The sequence below is a fragment of the Gilliamella sp. App4-10 genome (assembly GCF_001690495.1).
Lineage (GTDB): Bacteria > Pseudomonadota > Gammaproteobacteria > Enterobacterales > Orbaceae > Gilliamella > Gilliamella apicola_G.
In genome coordinates this window covers 23,639-38,072 of record NZ_LZGS01000002.1, presented here as the reverse complement: position 1 = coordinate 38,072, position 14,434 = coordinate 23,639, and the positions used below count along the sequence as shown (strand labels likewise).

Sequence of the window (14,434 nt, the reverse complement as noted above, 5' to 3'; positions counted from 1 at the left end):
TAATAAGTTATCATTTAATTTTTTATTTTATGGGTAATTTGTATTTATTGAACGCTTTTTTTTTGCAGTAGAAAATCTAAAAAATAATACTTTAACCATTTCATTTATTTATATATTTTATCAATTATAGTCCTTGCTATTAAAAATATTTTGGTTAGAATTTCTGCAATTTTTAATCGATAAGGTATAAGCGCAATGAACACTTGTAAATCAATAATCTTAACCAATAAAATTATTGATAAGACTTTTATCCTCCTTTTTGGGGGATTTTTTTTGCCTATTGCGCTCGATTTTATCCACTTTATTTAAAATGATTGCATTGTAGAGGCACATTATGATTGAACATAAAAACATGTTGTTAACCACAAGAGACCAAAGTTTAAAAGCCTATTTAATGAATAAAATTAAACAAAATGGCGGATGGGTTAATGCTCATATGCATGCCGATCGTGCTTTTACTATTTCGGTTGATAGTTTTGATGTCTATCAAAAACAGACCTTAATTGAAAAATGGGATACATTAGATAAAGTCAAAGCATCAATGAGCGAAGATGATTACTATCGCCATTTTAGTATGGCGGTTGAGCGGATGATTGAGCAAGGGGTGAGTGCAATGGGATCGTTTGTTGATATTGACCCTATCGCGCAAGAGCGAGCCATTAAAGGGGCGTTAAGAGCACGCGAAACCTATAAAAATGACATCACCATAAAATTAGTCAATCAAACACTTAAAGGCGTTATCGATAAAGAGGCTCGTTATTGGTTCGATAAAGGCGCTGATTTAGTTGATATTATTGGCGGTTTACCACGTCGTGATGAGCGCGATCATGGTGAAGGGATGGGACTGAAACATCTTGATGTGCTAATGCAAACGGGTAAATCATTAGGCAAAATGGTGCACGTACATGTTGACCAGTTTAATTCTCAAGATGAGATCGAAACGGAACAACTTACCGATAAAACCCTTGAATATGGTATGCATGGTCGCGTTGTTGCCATTCATAGTATTTCGATCACAGCCCACAGTTTAGAATATCGCCAAAAACTCTATAAAAAAATGCAAGAAGCAAAAATGATGGTAATTGCCTGCCCATTTGCTTGGATCGATAGCCCACGCCGCGAAGAACAAGGCCCTACTCGTAACTCACTCACCCCAGTTGATGAACTTGCCACAGCAGGTATTCCTGTTGCAATCGGTACAGATAACGTCAGCGATTATATGTTGCCATTTTCAACTGGCAATATGTGGGAAGAACTTAAATTGTTAGTAACCGGATGTCGTTATACTGATTTAGATAATGTCGTTAATGTGGCAACCAAAAATGGACGAATGGTACTTGGGATTGAATAGTTAATCATCTATATTAAATAAAAACCCCACAAACAATAAATACTGTTGTTTGTGGAATTTTATTTTTGCTTTGCATATAAATACTATGCACACGGATGTGATTAGATTATCTTTTCTAAAAAATTCAATATAAACTTCAATTAGTTATAAATATGAAAGATCGCTAATAATATCCTCAAACCTTGATTTTACTTCGGTTAATTGCTGTTCTTTTGCTGCTTGAAGCAAGCTATCTTTGCTTTGTAATGTTCCTTTACTGTGATTACGCAAATTTGATGGCACATTACCAGAATAGATATAATCATGTTTTGCTGATGTTTGAACTATGTCAAATTTTTTACTGTAACTATAGACGCCGTGAACCTCAATTTCAGTGGTCAAGGTTAATTTATTGCTATGCGTCACCGTTTTTAAATTAAATTGCTGATCTTTGTAGGTTTTAACTTGCTTTTTATTACCGTTTTCATCAGACACTTCAACAAATTTATCAAAGACTTTTTCGGTTTTGGTTTCATTGTTAACTGATTCCCCAAGATCAGAAAATTCAACGTTTGTCGTAATGCGAATTGTGACATCAGCTTGACTTGGATGATAAGTAACAAATTCTATAAAGTCTTTACTTAATAGATCTAATACAAAAGATTTTAATTCTGAAGAATTATAATAAACTTTAATTTTCCCTTTTTTGGCATAATTATCTGCTTGTGAATTTGCATCACGAAATGATCCGTATTGACGATAAGCAGAAGCAGCTGAAGCGTAATATCTAGCAATTTCACGAAATTGGTAACGATGTGTTGCAGTCTTTGCTAGTTGTTGAGCTTGCTCATAAGCATTTTCTGCTTGCTGAGTACAGTATTTTCTATCATTATCAATAGAACGTTTATCACTATCTTTGTACTTACCAAGCGGTTCATAGACCGCCGATGCATTATTAAAGGCATCGGCTGCGGCTTTGTAGTTACCTTGCTGTTCGAACATTTTTCCTTGATCATAATACTCTTTAGCCGCAAGTTGCCTATATTTTTTATTGGCATTTTTGTACAAGCTTTCAATATTTTTATAGTTGTATTGCTCAAGCCCTTTTCCATATAAATCGGCTCTTATTCTATAACTTTCGCTGTCGGTGCCAGTGATTGAATTGCCATAATTATAGTATTCTTTAGCTATATTTTGTTGTAATTGAGTCACGTCATATTTGTTATCAAAAAAACTGATTTCTTGACTATAAAAACGATCAGTTAATCGCATTTTCATAGCTAATAGATTTTCGTAGCATTTTATTCGTGTGGCATAATCAAAGTTATTGGCGTTTAAAAGGCTTGTTTCGTAATGTTGCATAACGCTATTGACGATATTTTGCAGTCGTTGTATATCTTGTTTTCCAAATTCAGCAGGACCTTTGTCCTCAATACTGTCACCCAATAGGTTGATACTTTCTAAATATTTTCCTTCTTTATAAGCATCTTCTGCTGTACGTGTATGGCAAGCAGTTAATAAAAACATAAAAAAAACAGCTATGATTATACGCATAATTTTCCTTTCAATTCATTTTCGTTTTGTGCTCGTTCATCTATTCATTAAGATAAAAACAGTTTTAATTGAGCTTAATTAATAAGCAGGTTGGTGAGTTTATTATAAATTTGCTCTAATTTATTAACTTTTTTTGCTAAAGCAGATCAACAGATTAATCATCTTTAAAACAAACTAACGCCATATCACAGACAAGCGATATGGCGCTGATATCATAAAGAAAAATCACTGTCATCTAATTGGCTAAACGCTTTATGGTCAAGCGTCCGACCATTTATATCCTGCTAAAAAAGCTCGATTGAAGTTAAACTAAGACAGCAAGCTAAATATTCGCTTTTTAGGTTAGATTTTTTGTAAAAAATATTCAGGATTCTATACCGTTTCGCAATTAAGAATTGGTAGTGGCTATGGGGTAAAACGTGTAATAAACAACGTATCAATCAAGCATTCAAAAAAACCGCTTGCCAACAAAAGTTTAAGCAATTTATTTACTTTTATAATAAGATTAAAACACATAAAGCGATTTTGGATAAAAACGCCTTATGAGTTTTTAACAAATTATTTTAATCTTGACGTGTAAACCACTCGGCATTTTCCTATCTATAAAGGTTATTTTCGGGTTGCTTTTTGACGAGTAGTTTTAGTCTGTTGATTAAATTTTACACGCTTAGGTCTTACTATTCGTTTGTCAGAGGATGAACTTGTTGTAAAGCTTTTGGCTTCTGGTGGTAAACCGACTAGTTCACGTAAGTAATTGACTGAGTCAATGCCCAGTTCCATCCAAGTTCCACGCGATAATCCTTTAGGTAAAGTGATATTGCCATAACGAATACGCAATAATCGGCTAACTTGCACCTCGATAGCTTCCCACATTCTGCGCACTTCGCGATTACGTCCTTCAGTTATCACAACATTAAACCATTGGTTAAGCCCATCTCCGCCTTGCGCTTTTATTGATTGAAATGAGGCTGGGCCATCTTCTAGTTGTATTCCTTTACGGAGCTGATTAATCTGCTGATCAGTCACATTACCAAATACACGCACAGCATATTCGCGCTCAATTTCGTGCCTTGGATGCATTAAGCGATTAGCTAATTCACCATCTGTTGTAAATAATAATAAACCCGATGTATTAATATCAAGTCTGCCAATATTTACCCAGCGAGCATTTTTTAATCTAGGCAAACGTTCAAAAACAGTGGCCCGACCTTGTGGATCATGGCGAGAGCAAATTTCGCCTTCCGGTTTGTAATAAGCGAGCACGCGACAAATTTCTTTTTCTTTGCTACGAAGCTGAACCAAGTGCCCGTTGATACGTATTTTAGGGTTTGCATTCACATCAACACGATCACCTAAAGTGGCAATTTTACCGTCTACACTGATTTTACCGGCTATAATCATGGCTTCAATTTCGCGGCGTGATCCATTACCTAAATTGGCTAAGACTTTTTGTAGTTTTTCAGTATTATCATGTGCCGAAGTCTTGCGAGTCACAGTTGGTGTACTTGACGCTTTCATTTTCTCATAAGATTGGCTTTCTTTAGCTTTAAGACTAGTTAACTTTTTGCCTCGTTGTGGGAATGCAGATTTGCTATTTTTCATATTATCCTCGCTGTTACCTTCTCAGGTATCATTTTTCTCTTCACTTTATTGTCTGAATGTTGACAATAAAAAACGGTCATTTATTCAAATGGTTTAGTGTCTCCACTTCCTTGACGAATAATTTCTGGATAGTCATTCGTTAAATCAACCACGGTGGTGGGTTGCTCACCTATATAGCCTCCGTGCACAATCGCATCAAGTTGATGGCCGATTTTATCTTCTATTTCGTCGGGATCGGATTGCGCTTGATCATCATTAGGTAAAATTAACGTTGCGGTCATTAATGGTTGCCCTAATAATTCAAGTAACGCTAAATCAATTTTATTATCTGGAATACGTAGCCCAATGGTTTTACGTTTTTCGTTCATTAATCGACGCGGTACATCTTTACTGGCTTGTAAAATAAACACATATTTACCCGGTGTATTATTTTTTAATAATCGAAACGTCGTGTTATTAACAAAAGCATAGCAAGATAGCTCTGAAAGATCACGGCACATTAAAGTAAAGTTGTGATTTTTATCCAGCTGACGAATTTGGCAAATGCGATCAACGCCATGTTTGTTATCCAGTAAGCAACCCAAAGAATACCCAGAATCAGTCGGAAAAGCGATAACGCCACCGTCATTTAATATTTTAACAACTTGATCTAATAATCGCATTTGAGGATTATCTGGGTGAATATAAAAAGTTTGGCTCATAATTTTCTTCTATAATTAATCGTTAATCTCTTTTTCAGTATTGAGTTCAATGCCGTCAATCTTTTGATGAAACGCAAATATAAAACCATTTAATCTTGATTTAATTAGTATTGCCAATTATGCCAAATTGGCGTAACGCTACCTGGCAATGGCGTTGTTTTGCCTAAATCCAAATAATTAACTAAATCATGAAAATCTGAACCTTGCGATGCTAACATGTCAAATTCATTGGCTAATTTAGCTAATCGATGTAAATCATCTTGCGTTTGCCTGCTTTGCGAAACCTCAATGGCATCGCCACCACAAGCTTTAAATTCACTCAGTAATAATTTCAATTTTGTTAAAGTTAAATCATAACGACTTGGATGTGCAAGCACCGCTTGCCCTCCGGCCATGTGAATGGCATTAACCGCATCAGCAATGCGACACCATGTTGCAGGCACATAAGCATACCCTCCTTTACCTAGGTACTTTTTAAATGCGCGTTTGATGTCCTTAACATAGCCGTTAGCGACTAAAAATCTCGCAAAATGGGCGCGCGAAACAATGTCACCTTTCGCAAATTGTTGTGCTTGTTGATAAGCATTTTCGATACTAACCTTTGCCAATTTTTGGCTTATTGCTAACGCCCGATTAATTCGGCCTTGCTCTTGTGAGGATAACAGTGTCAATAATTGAGGATGCTCAATATCAATATTTAAACCCACAATATGGATTTCGTTATTCTTCCAAGCCGTAGATATTTCAACACCACAAACTAATTTAACAGGCAAATTTTCATTAGCAATTGTTTGTTGAGCTTCAGGTAAGCCTTTAACGGTATCATGATCGGTAATAGCCAAAATAGCAATTTGGTTATCCACCGCTCTTTTGACAAGATCGCTGGGCGTTAACACACCATCTGATGCTGTAGTATGAGAATGTAAATCAACAATCACTTTTTTCTCGAAAATTATTTTGAAACGTGTAATATACCACACAATTTGCATGACCACTAAAAGGTATATTATGAAAGATCAAATTATTCTTGCTCAGCAAGATACTAACGCTATTATTGAAGAACTGTTAGAAGATGGTAGCGATCCTCATGCGCTTTATATTATTGAACACCATGTTTCATCACAAAATTTTGATAAATTAGAAAAAGTAGCAGTAGAAGCTTATAAGTTAGGTTATGAAGCAACCGATCCCGATGAAGATGTCGATGATGCGGGCAACGTTGTTATCGCTTTTGATATCGTTACTGAAAGTCCGCTCAAAGCTGAATTAATCAATGCGCAAATTGCCGAAATCATCAACCTTACTGCCCAATTTGGCGTCAATTATGATGGTTGGGGTACTTATTTTGAAGATGGAAGTGATGACGATTTTGATGATAATGAACTCATGGAAACACTTCATTAAGTTTATCAATATACTTTGCTCTTCGTATTCTTATCCGTTAAATAACGGATAAGAATATTTGAATTAACTTAATCTATTTCAATTCTTCTATACGACTCGTTCTTTTGTGATTGGGCGATACGCTACGAACAGAGACGGTTTCGCCTTTTCTAATGCCTACTGGTTCAGTGTAGCGATACCAATTTTTACCTTGATTGGTTGAATATTCAATGGTTAAACCAGGAAACACAATATTTGCTACTAATTGACCGTTTTCAATTTTAGCACCTGGAACAGGCAAGCGATAATCTATACTAGCTAAATCCAGTTTTTGCAGTTCACGCTGCCCCACTAAATTTGCGAATCGAATCCAATCATTAAGTAATTGTTGTTGATCAACATAATGCGTTGTTCCTTGAGCAAATTCACGATCTTTTTGGTAGTCAATTTCCCAATCGGCCTGATGCCAAGCTCTTTCAGCGACGGCCAACAAACGAGGGAATGTCATGTATTCCATTTTTTTATCTGTCCGAATATCTTCAGTCCAAATCTGAGCAGATATGCCATACGCGCCAGACCAATTCATTGTCCCTTTAGCCGTAAATGGATTACCATCGCGATCAACAGAAGTTTCTGCATTTTGTGGCAAATTATTTGGTGCGAAACTAAATATTTTTCGTTCATCATTAAAACGGGTAGCCCAATAATAACCACTCTCTTTTGGATTGACTTCATATGGCATATCTAAATAAACATAATCAGGATTAGAAATGATCACTTGATAACCTTTATTGCTCCATTCATTTACAGAGTCAAAACCGCCCCAATATAATGTGTCCCAAAAGTTAACTGTCACTTTATCAACCGCAAAAGATTTTGCATTATCAGCATATTTCATGCCATCTTGCCATGCTTGCATATGGTTAATGCCATGAGATTTTATTATCGTACTAACTTGTTGTGCAAAATAACTAGGTAAATGTTCAATATCTTTTACCTTTCCTTTTGACACAAAGGTTTGGCAGGCTTGAGATTTTGCCCATGGATGATCTTCTATGCTTTGATCTATCGTTCCTTTAGCATCAGTTTTATCTTTTGCTTGTAGATCTTGATAACCTGCGCCTAAACGAATATTTTTAGCCTCATCACCACCAAAATGCCAAGTGTGAAGTGGTTGGCCAGCTTCAATATGCATTTTAGTTATTTCATCTATGATTTTATTGACAAAACGTTTAGATGAATCAAGGCAAGGATTTAAATAACTTAAACGATTATAAAATTGTACTGTTGTGGTATTAGAAGTATCGGTTGGATCAACTAGTCGAAACTCATTAGCTTGCGCCTCTTTTCCTTCTGCCATTAAACGTTTATAACGTGCTTCCATTGATACAATTGCTGCTCTGGCATGAGCGGGCATATCAATTTCAGGAATAACCTCGATAAAGCGTGCTTTGGCATATTTGACAATTTCAATATAGTCTTGACGACTTAAAAATCCCGATCCTGTCGTATTACTTTCGGGTCCTGAGCCTAATTGAGGTAATAAACAACTTTGCTCAGTAAGATCATGGCAGCGTTTACTGCCAATATCGGTGAGTTCAGGTAAGTCTGGAATTTCAATTCGCCATCCTTCGTCATCACTGAGGTGAAAATGAAACTTATTTAGTTTATATGTTGCCATTTGATCCAATAAGCGCATTATGGATGCTTTAGATTTAAAATTACGCCCAATATCGAGCATAATACCGCGATAAGCAAAACGTGGGGAATCAAACACATTTAGTGTTGGAATTGTTTTAAGTTCGTTTACGGGAATCAATGATAAAATGGATTGTACAGCATAAAAAATACCGCTTTCGTCGTAAGCTACTATTAAAGCCTCATCTTTTTTAATATCTAATTGATACCCCCCCAATTGCCCTTGTTTAAATTGTTCAGGAGCAATTGTCGCTTTTATTTTATAACCATTTTGAGTAACGGGAATACCTAACGCGTTAAACGCCGTGTTTAAAATTGTTAAGCTTTCTTGATTTAAGTCATTAAGTATTAGATTCACTCCTTGCTGGCCAATTGTTATATCTTCTTTTCCTAATGTCATTTTTGCAGGTGTTGGCAAAATTTGCCCGCGGAGTGATTCAGCCGATAATTTCTTAATATCCGAATTATATTGGAAACGAGTATTAGGCGTCATTAATGTATTGTGATCATCGGCGGTTCTTTTCCAGTTTTGTTGAATTGGTGCAACAAAAGCCGATAAATTGTCAGTCCCCGTGTTAGTATTAGCAATGATCTTTGGTTTAGCATGACTTGATGTGATATACCAACGAGGCATTAAATCACTTTCACTTACCATCCAATATTCACCAATTATGGGAATATTGATGGTTGAATGAGCGGGAATCGAGGTGAATTTTTCTGTTGGTTCGATTTTATGAAGATCGCCAGTAATATGGGTTATTTTGAACTGTTCATTATTTACCGCTAAAATCATACGGATATTATTAAAATAAATAGCCCAATCCTTATCCTTGATTGCCGGACCATTATTCTTTAGCGAAATGAGCACTTTGTTACAAGCAGCCCAATCAGCACCTAAAGCTGAACAATTTACACCATGAGCCCCGGCTTGATTGTCTATTACCTCATATTTAACATTGAGTTGTGAACTCATTGAGTCAACAATTTGTTGCGAAGCAAAAACAGATTGGGTTGCTCCCATACTTAACAAAGAAGCAATTGAAGTGGCTAATATTGCTGTTTTTATCTTTTTCATCATTTTTACCTATTTTTGTTGAGCACTAAAAACAGTGAATGGAATTGTGACAATAAATTTGATATCTCGCTCATCTTGAAAGATATTCCCATATCCACCGCCCCAGCTTGGTATACTATTTGAGTGATTGTTATATTTGGTATAGTGCAATTGGAAAGCCGTATCTTTTGCCCAACTTTCTTGCACGGTATACCCTAAATCAAAGTTATATGCTGATTCAATCAAACGTTGTTTTTGATTGAATTGTCGATTAGTGCTTGGTTTTGCGTTCCATCCATAAGCATAAGAAGCACCGGTTTTCCAGCCTGCTAAAGAGTAAGATAGATTACTTAAATCATAAGTCACTTCAGCAAACACGGCTTTTTCGCCATTGGCATTAAAGTCTGAACGCGAATTCCACCAAACATCTAAACGACCATTTGATGAAGCATAATCAGGTGTCATTCGTTGCAAAAAGAATCCCTGCTCTCCATTAGCTTTAACCGCAACACCTTCAAGTCGCAGACCAATTGGACCAACTTGATAACCTAATGTTGCCGCTTGCAACCATGCTAAGCCATCGTAAACATCTTTGCCTTGATGGGATTGATCTTTGGCACCATAAAATTGGTAACTCATGGTCAGCGGGCTATCAAACACTTCTGTTCTATAAGATACTTTGCCAAAAAATTGGTCCATATAATTGTGCGCTTGGCCAAATGCACTTTCTAATACTAAATTATTTTTGAAGTCATACTTCAAGCCAGCAGAATGTAAATAATCAATTTTTTTACCCGCGCCCCATTGTTTGAATTCATAGAGCCTTTTATACCATGGCGCTTTATATTTATCTGTCCACATGTATGACATCGATAATGCACCAGCTGTATCAAAATCAAGGGTAGAACCCAATTCAAACCCACGATAAGTACCCGGTAATAAACTCCAATGAGGTGCCAGTAACGTTTGTCCAGAAGGTTGAATATAACCTGCTTTCAGCCAAAATAATTCATCAATCTTAAAATTCGCTTGTGCTTTATAAAAACTAAGCCCACTGACATCTTTCTTCCAATCTTCATCCCAACGCGTGTTTGCACCACTAAACCCAATCTCATTTGGATGACCATTGCCACCATTACTCACCTCCCATGCGCCATAACCGCCTAGCTCGATAGCAAATCTATTGGCAATATATCCAGAACGAAAATCCAAATTACTATTAAAGGTTGATTGCCTAATATTGCTTTTATATTTATCCGTTTCGATATCTTTACGATCACGATCACGATTCCAAAAAAAGACATTACCTGTTAATGAAGCATCATCTACAAAATTGTTTTCATAGATAGCATAAACAGGCGTTACACTCACTAACACAGAGACAGAACAAATCAGTTTAGTTAAAAGATTAGCTGGTCGAGGGATTATTTGTGCATTATAGGTATTCATCTTTATTTCCCTAAAATTATTCTATTTAATTAATAAATAAATTTTTCAAGATCTAACTTACATGAGTAAGTCAAAGTACAAATTAATATTTACCTTAAAATTTGAAAGACACATTATTTTTTAAGCCTATTTAACACTAATGTAGTTCGATAAAAAGTTCATAAATTGCAAAATAGGCTGTAATATGTAGTTTTATAATGCATAAACATATTTTATCTAGCAAATTAAACTATCTAAAATCGTGATCAAAGTCACCAAAACAATCATTTTTTAAGCGAATTTTAAGATAAAATCACACCTTTTTTTACTAAAAAAAATAATAGATTAGTTTTAAGACAATCGTGAGTATTGTTATTAATATTTAAGATATAAAAACAAGAATAGATTTCAATGTGAAAAAACAGGGAAGAAAAGTAAATAATGCGGTTAAAAAATGCAGTAAAAAAAGAAATCACTCAAATTTCTCTTTTTATTAACTATAAATAAGAATGTGTCATCCACAATGAATTACACATTCTTTCAAATTATAGAAAATATATCAATTTTTAATTTTCAGTATCAATTTCTTCAAAACCTTTTACTAGCTCATCAATGGCTTTCATCTGTTTTAAGAAAGGTTCTAGTTTTGCTAGTGGTAATGCTGATGGGCCATCACATTTTGCATGGATTGGATCGGGATGCGATTCTAAGAAGAGACCTGCAATACCAACAGCCATACCTGAACGCGCAAGCTCAGTCACTTGACCACGACGCCCGCCAGATGCTGCGCCCATTGGATCACGACATTGCAGAGCATGAGTAACATCAAAAATAACGGGCGAACCTTTGCTGGCTTTTTTCATAATGTTAAAACCAAGCATATCCACTACTAAATTGTCATAACCAAAACAACTACCGCGATCACAAAGGATGATTTGATTATTGCCTGCCTCTTCAAATTTTTCAACAATATTGCCCATTTGCCCAGGACTGACAAATTGCGGTTTCTTGACATTAATTACCGCACCTGTCTTAGCCATTGCAACAACGAGATCAGTTTGTCTTGCTAAAAAGGCTGGTAATTGAATCACATCAACCACATCGGCAACAGGTTGACATTGCGCTTCGGTATGGACATCGGTAATAATTTTAATGCCAAACTGTTGTTTAAGCTCTTGGAAGATTTTAAGCCCTTCTTCTAAGCCTGGTCCACGATAAGAATGGATTGATGAGCGATTCGCTTTATCGAAAGACGCTTTAAAAATATAAGGGATATTCAGTTTATTAGTGACGGTAACATAATGTTCACAAATTCTCATTGCCAAATCGCGAGATTCAAGTACATTCATACCACCAAATAGTACAAAAGGTAGATCATTGGCGACAGTAATATCACCAACATTTACTTTTTTTTGCTGCATCATAAAATTTTCCTAATTAAGGTTTAAACCAGCGACCTAGTGTAACTCTATCATTACCGCTATAGTCGGTGAAGGTTTCTACTAATTGAAATCCGTGTTGTTTAAAAATGGTTTGCACTGCCTCGCCTTGTTTCCAACCATGTTCTATCAGTAACCAACCATATTGATTTAAATGCTTAGTTGCACCTTGTACAATGAGTTTAATATCAGCTAAACCTTCATCTTCTGAAACTAGTGCGCTTCTTGGTTCATAACGCACATCACCTTGTGATAAGTGAAAGTCTGTTGGTTCGATATAAGGCGGATTACTGACAATCATCGAAAATTTTCTGTTTTTAATTGGTTTATACCAGTCACCTTGTAAAAAATAGACATTGTTTACTCCAATGTGGGCTGCATTTTGTTGAGCTAAAATTAGCGCATCTTTATTTTTTTCAATTGCGGTAAATAAACAGTCTTGACGCTCAGTTGCCATGGCAATAACTATTGCACCAGTACCGGTACCAAGATCCAACACTTCGCATGGCACTTTAGGCAGATACTCTAAACCCAATTCGACTAATTTTTCGGTATCGGGTCTCGGTATTAACGTGGCATTAGAAACATTAAACTTCAAAGACCAAAACTCTTTTTCGCCAGTAATATAAGCGATAGGTTCACCGTTTTGCCTGCGTTTTAAGCATTCAGATAGAGCTATCAATTCATCATCAGTAAGTGGTGTTTCACTAAACGCCATTAAAAATGTTCGTGTTTTTTGCGTCACAAAACTCAGCAAAATTTCAGCATCTCGTTTTGGGCTTTCACTATCTGTTAAGGTTTGAGATGCACACTTAAGCCATTCTAAGTAAGTCATTCATCTTGTTCCGATAAAGCGGCTAGTTGATCTGCTTGATATTCTTGTACAATAGGATCGATTAGCATCTCTAATTTCCCTTCCATCACTTCGTCTAAACGATAAAGCGTTAGGTTAATTCGATGATCGGTAACTCGACCTTGTGGATAGTTATAGGTTCTAATTCTATCTGAACGATCACCAGAACCTAATAGATTTCGACGTGTTGAAGCCTCTTCTTGTTGGCGCTTACGTAGTTCCGCATCTTGAATTCGTGCGGCTAAAACTGACATCGCCTTAGCTCTGTTTTTATGTTGTGAGCGCTCATCTTGGCACTCAACCACAATACCAGTCGGTAGATGGGTAATACGAATGGCCGAATCAGTCGTATTAACATGTTGACCACCAGCACCAGATGAACGATAAGTATCAATTTTTAAATCAGCTGGGTTAATTTCGGGCATTTCAGCTTCAGGCACTTCGGGCAAAACAGCGACGGTACAAGCAGATGTATGAATACGACCTTGCGACTCCGTTTCTGGCACACGTTGAACACGATGTCCTCCCGATTCAAACTTCAAATGACCATAAACACCATCACCACTTACTAACATAATAACTTCTTTATAGCCACCATGCTCACCATCATTTGCGCTCATAATTTCAACGCGCCAATTGCGAGATTCAGCATAGCGTGTATACATTCGGGCTAAGTCACCAGCAAAAATAGCGGCTTCATCGCCACCCGTTCCCGCTCTCACTTCCACAAAGCAGTTGTAATCGTCATTTGGATCTTTCGGTAGTAATAGCACTTGTAGTTGCTTTTCTTGCTCTTCAATTCGGCTTAATGCTTCGTTTAGTTCCTCTTGTGCCATTTCGCTCATTTCAGGATCGGATAGCATCATTTTAGCTGTCTCAATATCCTCTTGTGTTTGCTTCCAATCAGAAAAACACTTAACCACTCCCGTTAACTGTGAATATTCTTTAGAAAGTGTGCGAAAGCGATTTTGATCGGCGATAACCGAAGCATCAGACAATAATGCTTGAACTTCTTCATAACGCTCTTGTAGCGTTTCTAATTTGTTGATAATTGAAGATTTCATAGAAATATATTTTAGATGATATAAATTAATTAAATTTGTGGGGCATTATATACTTAATTGCTTTTAAAATATAGTTTCGGATTATCCTTACAATGTCAAAGGAAATTCGTCAAAAAAAGAGTATTTTTAATTCAAGATAAATCAATATGCTAAAAATGTTACTCGTGTCACAAAAATACATTTTTAGTGTTTAAAAAAATCTACCCACCATATAACATCACCAAATAAAAACGATATCACTAATAAATACTTTTGATTTACATAGTAAATATCAATAAATATCCAATTAATTGTTATTGCATACATAACAATTAATCATGATATAGTT

General features: G+C 36.0%; 11 protein-coding genes. 2 read left to right on the top strand and 9 right to left on the bottom strand.

Going from position 1 to position 14,434, the window contains the following annotated elements; genetic code table 11:
- The first annotated feature begins 334 nt into the window (after window positions 1-334).
- Window positions 335-1,351: an amidohydrolase family protein gene (locus tag A9G23_RS00725; RefSeq protein WP_218059453.1), complete on the top strand. Its 1,017-nt coding sequence runs from the start codon at window positions 335-337 to the stop codon at window positions 1,349-1,351.
- A gap of 144 nt (window positions 1,352-1,495) precedes the next feature.
- Here the strand turns inward: A9G23_RS00725 and A9G23_RS00720 are convergent, their stop codons facing one another.
- The 4 genes from A9G23_RS00720 to rnm all read right to left on the bottom strand — a co-directional run bounded on the left by A9G23_RS00720 (window position 1,496) and on the right by rnm (window position 6,176).
- Entirely contained in the window at window positions 1,496-2,884 is a 1,389-nt protein-coding gene (locus A9G23_RS00720) for a hypothetical protein (protein WP_065585797.1), read from the bottom strand.
- Between the two features lie 609 nt (window positions 2,885-3,493).
- Window positions 3,494-4,402 (bottom strand): 23S rRNA pseudouridine(2605) synthase RluB, encoded by a 909-nt coding sequence (gene rluB / locus A9G23_RS00715; protein WP_065585879.1) that lies wholly within the window; start codon window positions 4,400-4,402, stop codon window positions 3,494-3,496.
- Window positions 4,403-4,566: 164 nt separating this feature from the next.
- Complete coding sequence (locus tag A9G23_RS00710; RefSeq protein ID WP_065585796.1) at window positions 4,567-5,187, bottom strand: L-threonylcarbamoyladenylate synthase; 621 nt, start codon at window positions 5,185-5,187, stop codon at window positions 4,567-4,569.
- 104 nt (window positions 5,188-5,291) lie between these two features.
- Complete coding sequence (gene rnm, locus A9G23_RS00705; RefSeq protein WP_065585795.1) at window positions 5,292-6,176, bottom strand: RNase RNM; 885 nt, start codon at window positions 6,174-6,176, stop codon at window positions 5,292-5,294.
- Window positions 6,177-6,195: 19 nt separating this feature from the next.
- On the opposite strand from rnm, the gene rraB reads away from it, so the two are divergent.
- Entirely contained in the window at window positions 6,196-6,591 is a 396-nt protein-coding gene (gene rraB, locus A9G23_RS00700) for a ribonuclease E inhibitor RraB (RefSeq protein WP_065585794.1), read from the top strand.
- 73 nt (window positions 6,592-6,664) lie between these two features.
- On the opposite strand, the gene A9G23_RS00695 is transcribed toward rraB, so the two are convergent.
- The 5 genes from A9G23_RS00695 to prfA form a co-directional block, all read right to left on the bottom strand.
- The gene (locus tag A9G23_RS00695) at window positions 6,665-9,343 is read right to left on the bottom strand and encodes a beta-N-acetylhexosaminidase (protein ID WP_065585793.1); all 2,679 of its coding nucleotides are present in this window, start codon (window positions 9,341-9,343) and stop codon (window positions 6,665-6,667) included.
- 9 nt (window positions 9,344-9,352) lie between these two features.
- Window positions 9,353-10,771, bottom strand: a complete 1,419-nt coding sequence (locus A9G23_RS00690; RefSeq protein ID WP_081296881.1) for an OprD family outer membrane porin — start codon at window positions 10,769-10,771, stop codon at window positions 9,353-9,355.
- A 545-nt stretch (window positions 10,772-11,316) separates the two neighbouring features.
- The gene (kdsA, locus tag A9G23_RS00685; protein WP_065585877.1) at window positions 11,317-12,171 is read right to left on the bottom strand and encodes a 3-deoxy-8-phosphooctulonate synthase; all 855 of its coding nucleotides are present in this window, start codon (window positions 12,169-12,171) and stop codon (window positions 11,317-11,319) included.
- A 16-nt stretch (window positions 12,172-12,187) separates the two neighbouring features.
- Window positions 12,188-13,024 carry a peptide chain release factor N(5)-glutamine methyltransferase gene (gene prmC, locus A9G23_RS00680; RefSeq protein ID WP_065585792.1) on the bottom strand — a complete coding sequence of 279 codons (837 nt, stop codon included), beginning with the start codon at window positions 13,022-13,024 and terminating at the stop codon, window positions 12,188-12,190.
- A complete protein-coding gene (gene prfA / locus A9G23_RS00675) occupies window positions 13,021-14,106 on the bottom strand; it encodes a peptide chain release factor 1 (protein WP_065585791.1) in 1,086 nt (361 codons plus the stop codon). The genes prmC and prfA overlap by 4 nt, the downstream gene beginning before the upstream one ends.
- Between the last annotated feature and the right edge of the window lie 328 nt (window positions 14,107-14,434).

Excerpts from the sequence above, each read along its gene's own strand:
- A9G23_RS00720 (WP_065585797.1), bottom strand. The coding sequence starts at position 2,884 with ATGCGTATAATCATAGCTGTTTTTTTTATGTTTTTATTAACTGCTTGC.
- rluB (WP_065585879.1), bottom strand. The coding sequence starts at position 4,402 with ATGAAAGCGTCAAGTACACCAACTGTGACTCGCAAGACTTCGGCACAT.
- prmC (WP_065585792.1), bottom strand. The coding sequence starts at position 13,024 with ATGACTTACTTAGAATGGCTTAAGTGTGCATCTCAAACCTTAACAGAT.
- A9G23_RS00710 (WP_065585796.1), bottom strand. The coding sequence starts at position 5,187 with ATGAGCCAAACTTTTTATATTCACCCAGATAATCCTCAAATGCGATTA.
- kdsA (WP_065585877.1), bottom strand. The coding sequence starts at position 12,171 with ATGCAGCAAAAAAAAGTAAATGTTGGTGATATTACTGTCGCCAATGAT.
- prfA (WP_065585791.1), bottom strand. The coding sequence starts at position 14,106 with ATGAAATCTTCAATTATCAACAAATTAGAAACGCTACAAGAGCGTTAT.
- rraB (WP_065585794.1), top strand. The coding sequence starts at position 6,196 with ATGAAAGATCAAATTATTCTTGCTCAGCAAGATACTAACGCTATTATT.
- A9G23_RS00690 (WP_081296881.1), bottom strand. The coding sequence starts at position 10,771 with ATGAATACCTATAATGCACAAATAATCCCTCGACCAGCTAATCTTTTA.
- A9G23_RS00695 (WP_065585793.1), bottom strand. The coding sequence starts at position 9,343 with ATGAAAAAGATAAAAACAGCAATATTAGCCACTTCAATTGCTTCTTTG.
- rnm (WP_065585795.1), bottom strand. The coding sequence starts at position 6,176 with ATGCAAATTGTGTGGTATATTACACGTTTCAAAATAATTTTCGAGAAA.
- A9G23_RS00725 (WP_218059453.1), top strand. The coding sequence starts at position 335 with ATGATTGAACATAAAAACATGTTGTTAACCACAAGAGACCAAAGTTTA.